6 protein-coding genes are annotated in these 15,371 nt (G+C 50.1%); all 6 read right to left on the bottom strand.

Features of this window, described 5'->3' with window-relative positions:
• Positions 1-188: 188 nt before the first annotated feature.
• The 6 genes from ACGHM3_RS18315 to ACGHM3_RS18290 all read right to left on the bottom strand — a co-directional run bounded on the left by ACGHM3_RS18315 (position 189) and on the right by ACGHM3_RS18290 (position 15,364).
• Entirely contained in the window at positions 189-2,600 is a 2,412-nt protein-coding gene (locus ACGHM3_RS18315) for a hypothetical protein (RefSeq protein ID WP_390517386.1), read from the bottom strand.
• 429 nt (positions 2,601-3,029) lie between these two features.
• Entirely contained in the window at positions 3,030-5,687 is a 2,658-nt protein-coding gene (locus tag ACGHM3_RS18310) for an Ig-like domain-containing protein (protein ID WP_345426104.1), read from the bottom strand.
• A gap of 1,233 nt (positions 5,688-6,920) precedes the next feature.
• Positions 6,921-7,568 carry an isoprenoid biosynthesis glyoxalase ElbB gene (elbB, locus tag ACGHM3_RS18305; protein ID WP_345426102.1) on the bottom strand — a complete coding sequence of 216 codons (648 nt, stop codon included), beginning with the start codon at positions 7,566-7,568 and terminating at the stop codon, positions 6,921-6,923.
• A gap of 228 nt (positions 7,569-7,796) precedes the next feature.
• A complete protein-coding gene (locus tag ACGHM3_RS18300; protein WP_345426100.1) occupies positions 7,797-9,176 on the bottom strand; it encodes an efflux transporter outer membrane subunit in 1,380 nt (459 codons plus the stop codon).
• Between the two features lie 27 nt (positions 9,177-9,203).
• Entirely contained in the window at positions 9,204-12,290 is a 3,087-nt protein-coding gene (locus tag ACGHM3_RS18295; protein ID WP_345426098.1) for an efflux RND transporter permease subunit, read from the bottom strand.
• Positions 12,287-15,364, bottom strand: coding sequence for a multidrug efflux RND transporter permease subunit (locus ACGHM3_RS18290; protein ID WP_345426096.1), 3,078 nt, complete (start codon positions 15,362-15,364; stop codon positions 12,287-12,289). The genes ACGHM3_RS18295 and ACGHM3_RS18290 overlap by 4 nt, the downstream gene beginning before the upstream one ends.
• Between the last annotated feature and the right edge of the window lie 7 nt (positions 15,365-15,371).

Here is a 15,371-nt window from a genome sequence, read left to right as displayed (position 1 = left end):
AGCAAGACGCTTGTGAATACAAGAAGTTGTTACGTCTACTGATTGAAACCAATGATGACTGTTAATTATAGCTGCGCCCGTACCTCATCCTAAGGTTTGTCAATAATTTGCGTGCGTTATTGGAACGCCGAGCCCCTATTGCAGATGATCTTGAGGCTCGGTTAGTTTAGGAACGTATGATTGGGGCTTTAATCATACCCATAGATTATCGATCTAATCTTAGATGTTGAAATCAGTTCGTCAGTTAGACTGTCCTGTATTTTTACTGTTAATGCGCTATCCTGCCAAACTAGAGTGACGATCTCTGGAGATTGATTGCCATTCTGGTCGGGGATAGCTGTTAAACCGAAGGCCGCGGCATTTTTCCGTTGCCAAATCTTGTTAATAGTTTTATTGGTTTCGGTATCTACAATGTCGATACGCGCCTGTATTTTTTCTACGCTCAGCTCAGAAGAGTTCTGTTGGCTCAGTACGGCATACTCGTCAGCACCATTGTTGTTGATATCAGGTATGGCAATGGCTTTAACGGGTACATAGTTGGGGTTCAAGGCCTTTCTTTTTATTACTTTTCCGGATTTAACATCCATGGTGACCACTCGATTCCCTTGGTCATCACTCGCATGAGATTGAACAACACCCAGCTGAGAGCTTGGTATCGGAGTAAAATCATCGTTTAATAGTGGTTCAACAAAGGAGTGCGAAACGAAATTTTTACCTAGCCATAAGTTCTTTATGAGTGTTCCATCTAAACTGCGTATTTCTATTTTATTTACGCCTGAGGCCTTATTCACCGATAGTAATGCCAGCTCTGGCTTACCGTCATTATTCAGATCCTCTACTAAGGTAATATCCTTTGGTGCGAAGTTTGGATTAAATGAAACCTTCGCCAATGGTTTTTGCGAGTCTTTATAAGGATCGCGGACTTCAACATAAAGGCTTTTGGGGTTCGCCAGTTCACTTAATACACCGACTTCGTCTTTGCCATTGTTGTTTTGATCTGGAATCACAATTGCCTTGATAGGTTTCGCGTCAGGATGCTTGCGGTTGTACTCTATTTCCGCTCCATCCATTACCAGAAGAGTTCTTACCGCTTCATTTTCATAACCACTAGCTACATCAGGAGATTGCACGTCTGACGCTAAATAGGCTACGCCAGCACCGTAATTTGCCAGGTGTGGGTAAATGACTGAGTTGATAAACCTCTCATGTCGATAATAATATTCATAAGTGTTCGTCATGTCGTCGAGATAGAGGATTTGATTGCTAGTCGCTTCATTCAGACCTTGACTGACGATGTTCAACATTGGTCCGCTCTTACCCCTAGAATTTGAAATTGGTGAGCGATTTAGATAGTGAATATTTCCACCCGGAAATGCCGTGAACGGCTTTTCTTCTAATTGAATTTTGGCAATGTACTCGAAGAAGATGCCGCTTTGATATTGAAGATTCCCCAGCTTAATGTACGCAAAATCCTCATCGGTTTTGAGTATTGACACTTCGTCATACATGTTGAAAAGCCCGGGCATATTTTTTACCCGCTCTAACTGTCCGTAGTGGTTGTATGTTGCAAATCGATAATAAGTGTTGGATTCGCAACATTCGCCCGAATATTGGATACCAAAGGTATATACACCCTTCTCGGTGGCAGTAACGGCAGTTTTAGATCCGTTAGTCTTTTCATGCTCAGGGGTGTATGAATTTAATATGGAGGCATCTCCGTCGAGTGTATATTTGATCAACTGATAGCCGCCTTGAGGTTGGGAATCTTCGCTCTCGGTGGTGTAAATGAGGCCGTCAAAGTAGGCTACGCTTTGGATATCATTTAACGTGGTGAACGCATTTTGTACACTGCCGTCATTGTTTAGTAAAGTTATGGTATTGGCATCGTAGTCGACAGTATAGTTTATAGTATTGGCATACTTAACGGCGTTAAACGCCTCAGAATTTGAGTCTTTGGTCCTGGATATTTCGTTACCATGTAGGTCATATTCAAATAAATAGGGAAGGGTGCCAGAACTTGCCGATTGCTCTAACTCGCCACGAACATAAATCGATTGTTCGTCTGTCCAAAGTTCTCTGAAAGTAGCCCTCGGGTAGCCACCCGTATTATTTCCATCGTAGTCTAATTCAGAGTTATCGGCTTTTACGGTCCATTCTGATCCGTCGATCATCTTGGCGTTCAAAATATAGCCAAGTGTGTTGAAGGTAATGTAATAAAATCCCCCTTCATTCGCAGCGGTATCTTTCGTGTGGTCCACTTCGCTAAAGGTGCTCCAATTTGTCCAGTAATATGAGGTGATATCATTCGACAATGCTGCGCCATCAGAGGTCATTCGTTGAGCAAGTACCCCACTGACATCCCATCCGTCATGCATGTCCCAAACGACATACATTTCATCGTCGTTAAGGTGGATATCTCGAACGTGAGCATTTTGGCTAAAAGACGGTGTTCTAGCCCACTCAAACTCTTGGGCGCACACGGAGACTGAAAAAACAGCCGCGCTAAGTGTTGCAGCGGCCTTTAATGTAAAATTAGCTAATTTGATCATAAAATTCCCTTTTTCTTGATAGCTAAGACTCAATTGATGCTGGAATGGCATTTAGATTTCTGGAGACACAGTTATAGGCCTAACTGCGACGTTTTTTTATATAAGAAGCAACGATAGCAGAAAAGAAGCTTCGCCGTGTCCATTATATGGAGATTTTACATTAGTAAATGCTAACTTAACGTTAATTCGTAAATCAGCTTAACCAGCTTAGGTTTACTGCACTGCATTAATCTACCCCTTACATTCCATGGTTTTGAGGCAGTTTGATATTCTGCTATAGGCTGATGCAAGCTGAGATCTTTGGGAGTCTTTTGGTTTGTAGAGCGGCTAGCTGGCTGATAAAACCATTAGTCGGTGGGAACAGAAATTATAGCTAAAAAAAAGCCCTAACATTTCTGCTAGGGCTATCAGGTTAACGCTGCCTTTCAGTGCTGCTGATACGGCTTAGCGCGTTATTCTTTCAAATCATTTTGCCAAGGGCTATTCACCGAAGGTAATCTTAGATACGTTACCAGCGGTGGTCAGACCGGTGCCATCCAGCTTGCTGGTCAGAGCCCACTCGCCGTTTATAAGCTGATTGTCGATGCGAAGGTTATTGAACTTAATGTTGCTAATCTTACCGCCAGCGTTACCGTACAAAGTGCTTTGTTTGTAAGGTGTTTTCGCCAAGCTCAAGTCTTCGATCACAACGTTATCAATGGTCTTAACTGCGCTAGGGCTTGGGTTACCCCAGGTGTCCGTTGAAACTGGGCCGGCGTGTGTGGTGACCATGCGCAGACTCATTAAGCGTAACAGATGCTCTTCTTCAATGCGGATGCCTTTGAACGTGTTGTTCTGGAACGCGGATCCGCGCTGGAAGCCCATGGCACTGAAGATAGCGCTTTTACTTTGAAGGTCAGCTCGGTCCACCTCGGCAGGCGCATAGTCAGTAAATACATCGCTGTGAATAATATCGATGTTTTCAACTAGGTTGTTTTGCGCTACTCGACGTAGGTTCCAAGAGAACTTAAACACGCTGCCAGCAGTTTGTTGCCAAATCACCATGTTACGGACTGTTTGGTTGCTGTAATACAGTTTAAGGTTATCGTCTTGGACCTTGATAAAGCCGTTTTCAATCGTGGAATTATTACCGGCGGTTATGCCGTCATTTCTGTGGTTCCAGCTGAACAGGCTTACGTTACGGATATCCACTTTGTTGTAACTTACAATACAGCTTCTCAATGGGTCGGAGATGGTGATGCCTTCGATTTCCAGGCCTGATCCACGGCTACCAGAAGTAAATGCAATACTGTGGTTACCCCAGGAGTTGTGCTCAGACTTACTTTCCGATAGACCATAACCTGTCAACAAGCCTCGGCCACGGATCTTCACGTTGGTTGGGTTGTAGCCACCGGACATGGTGCCGATTACTACCGCGCCACCGGCAATGTAAACCTCTTTGTTATTGGGAATGGTATAACCTTTACCAATTTCATGGATGCCTGGGCCAAAATAAATGGTGTCGTCATCTGATTTGGTGGGCACATCTGTTTCTAGAGGCTGAGCAAAAACAAACAGAGGGTTTTTAACGATTTCCTTGGTCACTGTGCCAATGCCGGTGATTGGGCGGGTAACCGATGTTGGTTCATCAATTTCTACGGATAGCTTGGCTTGTTGATTCAGCTCAAAACTGCATTTGTTGCCCTGAATTTGCGGCTTAATGTTCAGTGACAAAGGACGAACGATACAGTTTTCAATGGCCTTACCATCCAAGCGACGGGCCTCTACTACGACTTTTCCGTCAAACGAGAAGGTGGTCCAATGGTTGGCATCCTGCATGTAGTCTAACGTGCCTTTCCAACCTGGGTTTGCCGTGTTCTCGCTTTTGTAAACAAACGAGTTTTTAGTGCTTCCGCCCTGGCTCACGTTTACCGCAAATTTGCTGGACTTGAACACACTGGCGACATCGGCATTTGCAGGGTAGGTTACCAATTTACCACTAACTTTTTCATTAACCGATACGCGGTGTGTGTCTGAAGTGGCGGTCAAGCCATCGCTGTCGGTGGCAATGGCATAGATATCGTGGCTACCGGCGTTGGCGTTGGTCCAGGTGTAAGCAAAAGGACTGGTGGAGTCCGTACCCAATAAGCTGCCGTTACTGTAGAACGCGACTTTTTTGATATTGCCGTCGGTGTCGGATGCATTGGCTTTAATTGTAATGCTATCGCCTAGGTCAACTGCGGCTACATCGTTTGGTGCCGTCAGCGTAATTGCTGGCGGCTGCAGTTTTTTAGTGGCGTTGGCTGTTAATTTAACCGAGGCAGAAGTAGCCATGCCATTTTTGTTATCCGTAGCACGGGCATAAACCGTGTGGGTGCCCTCTGGAACATTGTTCCAATCGAAGGTGTAAGGCTTGGTAGTGTCTTTACCTAGCCACTTACCGTTGGCGAAGAACGCTACTTTGGTGATAGAGCCGTCGTTGTCAAACGCATTTGCGCTTAACGTAATATTAGAGTTCGCATCAATGCTGGCGCCGGCGGTTGGCGAGATCAGAGCCACCTCCGGGTTTTCGTTACCGGTAGCTTTATCGGTGACGGTAAATGTGTATTTGGTGGAAGTCGTGGTTAAACCGTGGTTATCCGTGGTTTTAGCGTAAATGGTGTAAGTACCATTTTTATCGGCTTTCCAGGTGTGGGTGTAAGGGGCTTTGGTGTCTTTGCCAACCCATACACCGTCTTTATAGAAGCCAACCTTGGTGATTCTGCCGTTTTTATCGGCCGCATTTGCCGTAATGGTAACGGTGGTACCTTTAGCAATTTTGTAGCCGCTTTCGGAAAAAGCCAAAGCGATGGTGGGCTTGCCCGCAGTGCTTGCTTGGGGTGAATCAACCTTTTCTGTGGCGGTGGTGCCTGTTTTTCCTACTACCGCGGTATCGGTGGTTTCTTCGTACATGCCGGTAATGGAGCCAAATAGGCTTGGCTTTTGTACAAATTGCTGAAGAGCGCTGCCCAGGTTGCTTAACGCAATATTCTGTTCGGTGAACGCATGTGAGTTACTGCTAGTTGCTGCTTCACCGCCGGTGGCGGTAAGGAGGCTAACGGATAGTGCAAGCACGCTGCTTACTGCTGGCATACGATGCTTAGTTGATAAATTTTCCATAGTCGCCCTACTACTTTGCTGGTTGATGTGCTGCTAATACTGTGCAATTCGAATGAATGCATTCCTAAAGTTCAAATTCAGCTTAGTAGCAAAAAGTGCAGTTCAAGTTGGCTGGTTATGCTCTTTGTGATGTGTGTTTGATTTTAAATGTGTTCGAGTTCTACTTTGAGGGTATTTATATTTATTTTAATTATGAATATTACATCGTGGTTAATTTGATTTTTCTTGTGTCTTATAAAACGACTATTTTTATGCGTATCTGGAGTGTTTTTGGTAACTATTCTTAACGCGTTTTTAGTTTTATGTTGAATGGCTGGTTAGGCAAAGACTAAACAGTATTATTCGGCGCTTGTATCTAATATTTTTGCATGTTGTATTTTATAGCTTATAAGTCGGCGGGTTTTTTTGGGTGGTCACTGTCTTGGTGCGGGCATTAACGTTTTTCGTTTTTATCTGGTCTGTTAATTTTTCCGGTGGTTGTTGGGGATTATTGCTTTTTGCTTTTGTTGACTGCAGCGGATCTTTCCATAAATTAATGTGGGCTTATATTTTGGTTTTAGAAATTACGGTTTGGTAGTGTGTGGTTTAGTCGGGGTAGCATGATATTGGTTTGGTTTGAACGTTCAGTGCGGGGTGGGTGTAAAGTGAGTTTTGCTGTATGTCTATTTTAAATGGGAATTGCACCGCTTGCTGGTGTTATCGGTTGGGGTTTTGACTGGGCGTTGGCCGGGTTCAGTAAATAAGTGTTTTGTTGTTCTTGGATAACTTGTTTGCATTATCTATCTTGGCCAATTAATAGCTCGCTTTTAGCTCGTTATTTTATTTCTCCCTTACTTTATTTGGCTATCGTTCATTAGATGCCCATTGTTCAGGGTCTTCTCTGCTAGTGCGCTGGTAGGGTTGGCGTCAGTAAGGTCTGTTTATCAATGTTGACACCAGCGGAGGAAAAAATCGGTGGGTTTTTCAGAAATGTGCGTGTATTTAGAAAGCCAACTTTAGGGATTGTTAGCGGCACGGTGCCATCGGGTTGATATAAACGCAGATACTTTACGCGGCACCTTAGTTACGTTGATTGTTATACGCACAGTAGAAAAATAGCCCGGTGCGAACCTACGTGCTGTGGTTGCAGTCATTGGGATAGCGGTAACTTGTAGATCTGTCGTTGGTTGTAGGGAAAGGTATTTAAGGCCCCGATTGACGTGGGGCCTGGAGATCTGGATATCAATAAACTCGTTACAGCATGCCTTTTAGCGCTACCACCAATTTATCGATGCCGCTTTTCGCTTGGCTGATGTTTTCCGCCAGCATGTAGCAGGGTGTGCTGACCACCTTGTGCGCTTGGTCAACAACGATTTCATCCACCGCTGCGTTGGTGTGGCTGCCGCCGTGGCTTTCAATCACACCGGCGGTGTCTGGGTCGTTGCCGATGGTGCAATTCACATCGCCGTAAATTTTGCCCAGTAGGGCCGGTGCAATGCACATGTAGCCGGCGGGCTTAGCGGCCTCTTTAAAAGCGTTGCAGGCGTTTAAAAATTGGTCATTGATGGTTACGTCGCCGCTCTTAAAGGCTAAATCCGAAAGATTCTTGGCCACGCCAAAGCCACCGGGTACCAGTAGCCCATCAAAATCCTGCGCGTTTAACTCACTCAGCGGCTGGCAGTTGCCGCGCACAATCCTGGCAGATTCTTGCAGCACATTGCGTGTTTCGCCGGTTTCTTCGCCGGTGAGATGATTGATTACGTGGTGTTGATCGATATCCGGGGCAAAGCACTGATAGGCAATGCCGTTTTCTTCCAGTGCCAGCAGAGAGCACACCACTTCATTAATTTCTGCGCCGTCATAGACGCCGCAGCCCGACAGAATTACCGCTAACTTGCTCATAATAGATTCGTATCCGTGTTGATTGGCTGTTGTTATTGCATCCACGCAATACCTTAACGCGAATTGGTTCTCAGTGCTCGGTGTTAACGCAAGTTGGGCACGAATTGTAGCTGCCTGGGGCTGGCGAGGCGGCTTTGGCTGGAGGCTTTTTACTGCAGGTTTGCCGGCAGGCTCAGAGTTTAACGGTATCGGGCAGGGCAGCCCCCGGCCAGGCGGGGGCTGGGTTGTTTAGTCCCAGGCGCCGCCAATGGCAGCGGCCAGGGTGGCTGAGGCCGTTAGTTGCTCGGTGGTTAAGTTAACCAGTTCGCGCCGTGCGCTGAGCGTGCTGTTTTGTGCGGTGGCCACTTCCAAAAAAGTCACTAACCCGGTTTTGTAGCGGTTGGTGACCAGCGTTTCATTTTGCTCGGCCAGCTCCACCAGCTTTTTCTGCTGCACGGATTTCTCGGCCAAAATAAATGACGTTGCCAGGGCGTTTTCCACTTCGGCTAGGCTTTCCAGCACCGTTTGCCGGTACACCGCTACTTGAGCTTCGTAGCTGGCGATGGCGGCATCGCGGGCGGCACCTCGGCGGCCGCCGGCAAACAGTAGTTGGGCCAGGCTGGGGCCAACCGACCAAACACGCACCGGCGCATCCAGTAGATCGCTGAACGAGCTGGCTTGGGTACCGTAACTGCCGGATAGACTAATGTCCGGCAGCCAAGCACTGATCGCCACACCAATATTGGCATTGGCTGAGGCCACGCTGCGCTCGGCGGCGATAACGTCCGGCCGCCGGGATATTAATTGCGAAGGAAGACGCGCGGGTACATTGGGAACCGCTGGCAGTGCGCCGGCCTGATTAAACTCAAACATCGATGGCGCTTGGCCAAGCAGTACTGCCAGGGTGTTTTGCTCCTGCGCCTTTTGCTGCTGCAGGTCGAAGACATCGCTTTTCAGTGACTGCAATTGAGTCTCAGCCTGTATAACATCGGCACGGGCGACGATACCGGCATCGTATTGGTTGGTCGTCAGCTGGGTAGAGCGCTCATAGGCGGTTAGGGTTTGCTGCAGGATCTTGTCCAGTTGCTCCAGCGCACGCAGGTTTAAATAGCTGTTGGTCACACTCAGCTGAATAGATAACTTTGCCGCCGCCAGGTCGGCTGCGCTGGCTTCTAAGTCGGCATTACTGGCTTCCACCTGCCTGCGAATTCGCCCCCAGACATCCAGTTCCCAGCCCACAGAAACACTGGCTTGCGCCTGCTCGGAGGTCTGGCTCTGGTTGCCGCCACTGCGATCGCCGCTGACACCGGCATTCACCGTAGGAAAATAATCACTGCGGCTGATACCACGCTGTGCCAGGGCCGCGCGGTAATTGGCCTCGGCTTGGGCCAGGCTCTGGTTGTTGTCATTGGCGATGGTAATGAGATCGCCCAACACTGGGTCATCGAAAATATGCCACCACAGGCCGGTTGCTTCCCAGCTTTGTTCTGGCATGGGCATCCAGCCTTGGTGGTATTTGAACGCCTCTGGTTCAGCCACCACGGGTTGCTGGTAATCGGGCCCTACCGCACACGCAGTTAATAGCGAAATTGAAGAGGCCAGGGCGAGAGTTTTGAGCATTAATTTCATAGCGCAATTGTCTTAATGATACGAGCTTTAAAGCGATTCTGGTTGTTTGGTTTGTTCAGCGTCGGTTTTAAACCGTTTACTCACTGCTTGGCGCAATGTCTCAAGGTATAAATACACAACGGGTGTGGTGAACAGAGTCATGAGTTGGCTTAATGCCAGGCCACCGAAAATAGCAATGCCCAGTGGTTGGCGCATTTCTGCACCGTCGCCGGCGCCGACGATCAGAGGTATCGCGCCCAGCATGCCCGCCAGGTTGGTCATTAAAATGGGGCGCAATCGTAGCAGTGCGGCTTTTTCAATGGCTTGGCGTGGGGCTAGATTTTCTTGGCGCTGGATCGACAGTGCAAAGTCGATCATCATAATGGCGTTTTTCATCACCACGCCGATCAACAAAAATAGTCCCAGCAGAGCAATTAAACTCAGATCTTGGCCGGTGAGTTTCAGCGCTACTAAAGCGCCCAGGCCGGCGGGGGGGATGGTGGATAAAATAGTGACGGGGTGCAGGGTGCTTTCGTAAAGCACACCCAAAATCAAATACACCGCAAGAATCACCCACACAAACAGCCAGGGGTCTTTCATGCCTTGGTTTAAATCGTTAGGCGAGGGCGGCGCTTGGTGCACGCTTGTGGGCAGCATCACTTGGTTGAGTATGCGATCTACTTCCTCTTCGGCGGCAACGGTGGTAACGCCAGGAGCAACGCCGTAGCCAATACCCATGGACGCGAACTGGCCTTCATGGCGGATACGGTCTTCCGCCATACCGTAGGTCCATTTGGCGAAAGTAGACAGCGGCACGCGTGAGCCATCACCGGTAAGGACTTCGATTTGTCCTAGGGTTTCTGGCCCGGCGGTGAAGCGCGGCTCAAGCTCCATCACCACACGATACTGGTTTAGCTCGTCGTATAGGGTAGCCACCTGCCGTTGCGAAAAGGAATTGCTTAATACAGAGGCAACGTTTTGCATATCGACGCCCAAACTGCCTGCAGCCTCGCGGTCTATATCCAACACCACCTGGCGAGCTTCATCGCCATCGACGTTGTCGATGTCTTCTAGTAACGGACTTTGTTCCATGGCTTGGGCAACAATAATGGCCCACTTTTTCAGTTCCGTGAGTGAGTCCGAGCGCAGCACCACTTCGTACTCACTACGGCCCCAGCGCGGCCGCATATTCAGATCCTGATCCACCGACACCCGCATCATTGCGCCGGGTACCAAAGGCGCGTTGGCGTTGATGCGATCGGCCACGTCCTGGGCCGAGACCTTGCGCTCGGCCAGGGGTTTTAATTTAATATTGATTTGGCCGTTGGTTAAACCGCCATTGCCACCGCTGGTTCCGGTTAAGTCTTCCACTGCTGGGTCTTGCAAAATGTACTGCCGGAAAATCTCGATTTTGGGTTGCATAACCTGGAACGAAAACCCATCGTCACCGCGTATAAAACCGCGAATCTGGCCGGTATCCTGATCCGGTAGCGCTTGCTGTTGAAGGCTATTGAACACATTGACGCTGGCGGCCAACGCCAGGGCGATGATCACTAACGCCATAGGTTTAAAGCGCAGCATCCAGCCTAGGGCGGTTTTGTAACCGGCATCCAGTTGGGCAAAAACTTTGTCGCGCTTGGATGGTGTGCTTCTGGTTTTGGGTTGTATCCAGGTGGCGCACAGGCTGGGTATGAGCGTTAATGCCGCCAGCAGTGATATTACCGTTGCTGCCACCAGGGTGATGGAGAACTCGCGGAATAATTGAGTAACGATTCCGCCGGAAAACAAAATGGATAAAAACACGGTCGCCAGAGTGGCGGTCATGGCCACCAGGGTAAAACCAACTTCGGAGTAACTCTTGAGCGTTGCCTGTAATGGCGTGCTGCCATAGGCTAATTGCCGCTCAACGTTTTCCTGCACAACAATGGCATCATCCACCACAATCCCTGCGGCAACAATTAATGCCATAACGGATAAGTTGTTGAGTGAAAAACCAAAGAAATACATGGCAATGTAAGCCCCGATGAGTGACACCGGAATGGCCAACGAGGGAATCAACGCAGAGCGGAAATTACCCAGGAATACCCACACCACCAGCATTACCAATATGCAGGCGATCATAAGGGTGATTTCGGCTTCTTTTAAGGTTGCTCTTATCACCGGGGAGCGATCCATAACCACGGTTAAATCGGCGTCGGAAGGTATAAGTTGCTTGAGGTGGGGAAGTCGATTATTAATGTTATCGATGGTGGCAACAATATTGGCACCGGTTTTACGGTTGATGGTTAAAATCACCGCCTGCCTGTCGTTGTGAAAACCACTGCTGTATTTGTTTTCAACGGAGTCTGTCACCGTGGCCACATCGCCCAGCCTTACAACGGCGCCGTTGTTTTCACGAATAATAAGATCGCGATAGGCCGCGGCGGTAAATTCCGGATCGCTGGTTTGTACCTGCCAGCGATGCTTGTCGTTTTCGATGGTGCCCATGGGGCGAATAACGCTGGTGCGAGAAATAGCGCTGCGCACTTCATCCAGGGCGATACCGTATTGTAATAAAGCACCGGGGTTCAGTTGCACGCGCACCGCTGGCAGCGAGGCCCCGTCCACGGCTACCTCGCCGACGCCGGTAATCTGGGCTAATTTCTGGGCCAAAATGGTAGAGCCAACGTCGTAAAGCTCGCTTGGGGTGAGCGTGTCCGAACTCAATGCCAAACCCATTATCGGCGCCTGTGACGGATCCACTTTGCTGAATTGCGGGTTGTTAGGCATGCCAGAGGGCAGTTGATCGCGCGCGGCATTGATGGCGGCTTGCACTTCGCGGGCGGCCTCGTTGAGATCGCGATCCAACTCAAACATCAACGCAACTTGCGTGGAGCCTTGGTTGCTGGCCGAGGATATGGCGGTAATACCAGAGATGCTGCCAAAAGATCGCTCCAGTGGTGTGGCCACGGTGCTGGCCATACTCTGTGGGCTGGCACCGGGCAAGCTGGCGGTGACCGAGATCATGGGCACGTCCATTTGCGGCAGCGGTGCCACCGGCAATAACCGCCAGCACAACAAACCGCACAGGATTAACGCCAGCGACAGTAAAACAATACCGATGGGCCGTAGCAGAATGACTTTTACCCAATTCATAGCGTGGCTTCCGCTGGGTTGGCAGTGGTTGCGTTGGATTGGCTGAAACGGTCAAAAAACAGGTATACCACGGGGGTTGTAAACAGGGTTAGCACTTGGCTAACCAGCAGTCCGCCCACCATCACAATGCCCAGCGGCTGGCGCAGCTCGGCACCGGAACCGGACGCCAGCATCAGCGGCAGGGCGCCAAACAGGGCGGCCAAGGTGGTCATTAAAATCGGCCTAAAACGCAACAGGGCGGCTTGGTGTATTGCTTCGCGTGGCGTCAGTCCTTGGTTGCGCTGGGCTTGGAGGGCAAAGTCCACCATCATAATGCCGTTCTTTTTCACCAAGCCAATCAACAACACAATGCCCACCACGGAAATCATATCCAAGGGCCGGCCGCTGATAAGCAGCGCCAGAAGAGCGCCCACGGTGGCCGATGGCAGGGTCGATAAAATCGTAATGGGGTGAATGGTGCTCTCATACAGCACGCCCAGCACGATATACATGGTGACTACCGCAGCTAGAATCAGCCATAACGTGTTGGCCAGCGAGCGTTGGAAGGTGGCCGCCGCTCCCTGGAATTCACTGTCAATAATGGCCGGTTTTTGCAGTTGTGTTTGCACCGTTTCAATGGCTTTTACGGCTTGTCCCAGAGCAACGTCCGGGGCCAAGTTGAAAGACACCATGGTGGCCGGAAACTGACTTTGATGGTTGATCAATAGGGCGGCGCGACGTTGTTTGATTTCAGCCACATTGGCCAAGGGTATGGCACTGCCGTCACCGTTGGTGACAAACAAACTGCGCAGGCTTTCGGGGTTGTCGGCAAAGCGTGGGTCCACCTCCATAATCACTCGGTACTGGCTGGCCTGAGTAAACAGGGTGGTGACTTGGCGCTGACCAAAGGCGTTATACAGCGTGTCGGCGATATCGGTCACGTCTAGGTTTAGTCGTGCGGCTGCATCGCGGTCGATGTCGACGTATACCTCAGCTCCTTGCTGCTGCAAATCCGAGGCGACATCCACCAGCTCCGGTTGAGCATTTAGCGCGTCAACAAATTTAGGTACCCAGTTGCGCAGTTCGTCTCGGTCAAGGCTGGTGAGCGACAGTTGATACTGAGTGCGGCTGACTCGGTCTTCGATGGTAAGTTCTTGCACGGGCTGAAAGTAGGCATCGATGCCGTCGATTTCATTAGCTCGGCTCTCTAGCCGTTCGATAACTGTAAAGATACTTTCCGAACGTTGTGCGTGCGGGGGTACGTTAATTAACAACCGGCCGCTATTGAGTGTGGTGTTAACGCCGTCTACGCCAATAAAAGACGACAAGCTCTCAATGCCTGGGTCTTCCATCAGCGCCGCCGCCAGCTCCTGTTGACGCTGTGCCATGGCAGTAAACGAAATATTTTGCGGCGCTTCGGTAATCACCTGAATCACGTTGTTATCTTGGACGGGAAAAAAGTCTTTCTCCACTAGCCAATACAGCCATCCGGTGAGAAACACTGTGGCCAACAACACCAGCATGGCTGAACGTTGATGATTTAATACCCAGGCCAAGCCGGTATCGTAGCGTTTAATGATGCGGTTTAAGAAGCCGTCGGATTTCTCTTGTGGCGGCGTGTTCATAAAGCGTGCACACATCATTGGTGTGAGCGTAAGCGAAATGATCAGTGAAATAAAAATCGCCACCGCCAGGGTAATGGCAAATTCATGGAACAGGCGGCCAACGACATCGGGCATAAACAGCAGTGGAATCAGTACGGCCACCAGGGAGAAGGTCAGCGAAATTAACGTAAAGCCTATTTCGGCGGCGCCTTTCAGTGCTGCTGCCATGGGCGAGTGACCGGCTTCTCTATGACGGGCGACGTTCTCCAGCATTACAATGGCGTCATCCACCACAAACCCGGTGGCAATGGTCAAGGCCATAAGCGTAAGGTTGTTGATGGAAAAGCCCAGCGCGTACATCACCGCAAAGGTACCAATCAATGACAGTGGTACGGCGACGCTAGGAATAATGGTTGCGCTTGGGCTGCGTAAAAATAAAAACGTCACTAGCACCACGAGGCCGATGGCAAACAGCAATTCTTTTTGCGTATCGTGCACCGATGCGCGGATGCTGTGGGTACGGTCGGTTAACACGGCGACATCAATTGCCAAGGGTAAGGTGGCGGTCAGCTCTGGTAGCAGCTCTTTTACCCGATCGGTCACATCTATAACGTTGGCGCCGGGTTGCCTTTGAATGTTCAGCAATACCGCCGGCTGGCCATTGGCCCAGGCGGCTAAAAACCGATCTTCGGCGCCGTCGACAATATTGGCAACATCGCCCAGGCGCAGCGCGGCGTTATTTTCCCAGTTGATGATCAGCTGCTTGTAATCCTCCACCGAGCGTATCTGATCGTTGGCATCCAGATTTGTGGTACGAGTAGGGCCGTCGAAGCTGCCCTTGGCTTGGTTGGCGTTGGTGGATGCGATCGCTTGGCGAATTTGGTCCAGGCTCAAGCCGTAGGAGGCCAGCGCGGTGGGGTTGACTTGCACCCGTAAGGCCGGGCGTTGACCACCGGCCAAACTGACCAGGCCCACACCAGACACTTGCGCCAGTTTCTGCGCCATACGCGTGTCGACCAAATCGTGCACTTGGTACAGGGGCATGGAGCTGGAGGTGATTGCCAGGGTCAGTATGGGGGTGTCCGCAGGGTTTACTTTGCGGTAAATCGGTGGCGCAGGTAGATCGCTGGGTAAGAGGTTTTGGGCAGTATTCATGGCCGCCTGCACCTCTTGCTCGGCCACGCCCATTTCGACATCCAGCTCAAATTGCAGCGTAATGACCGAGGCCCCGGCTGAGCTAGTGGAAGACATTTGTTTTAAGCCAGGAATTTGGCCTAGGTAGCGCTCCAGTGGCGCCGTAATCGTACGTTCGGTGACATCCGGGCCGGCGCCAGGCTGGAAGGTGTAAATCTGAATAATGGGGTAGTCGACTTGAGGCAGGGCAGCCACCGGCAGCATACGCCATGTCATCAGGCCGGTGATCAGCATTGCCAGCATCAGTAGCGACGTTGCCACTGGCCGCAAAATAAAGGGGCGAGAAAACTGACTCATAGTGTAG

Origin of the sequence: Halioxenophilus aromaticivorans (assembly GCF_042850945.1) — a bacterium.
Lineage (GTDB): Bacteria > Pseudomonadota > Gammaproteobacteria > Pseudomonadales > Cellvibrionaceae > Halioxenophilus > Halioxenophilus aromaticivorans.
This window is presented reverse-complemented; position numbering and strand designations above follow the sequence as displayed.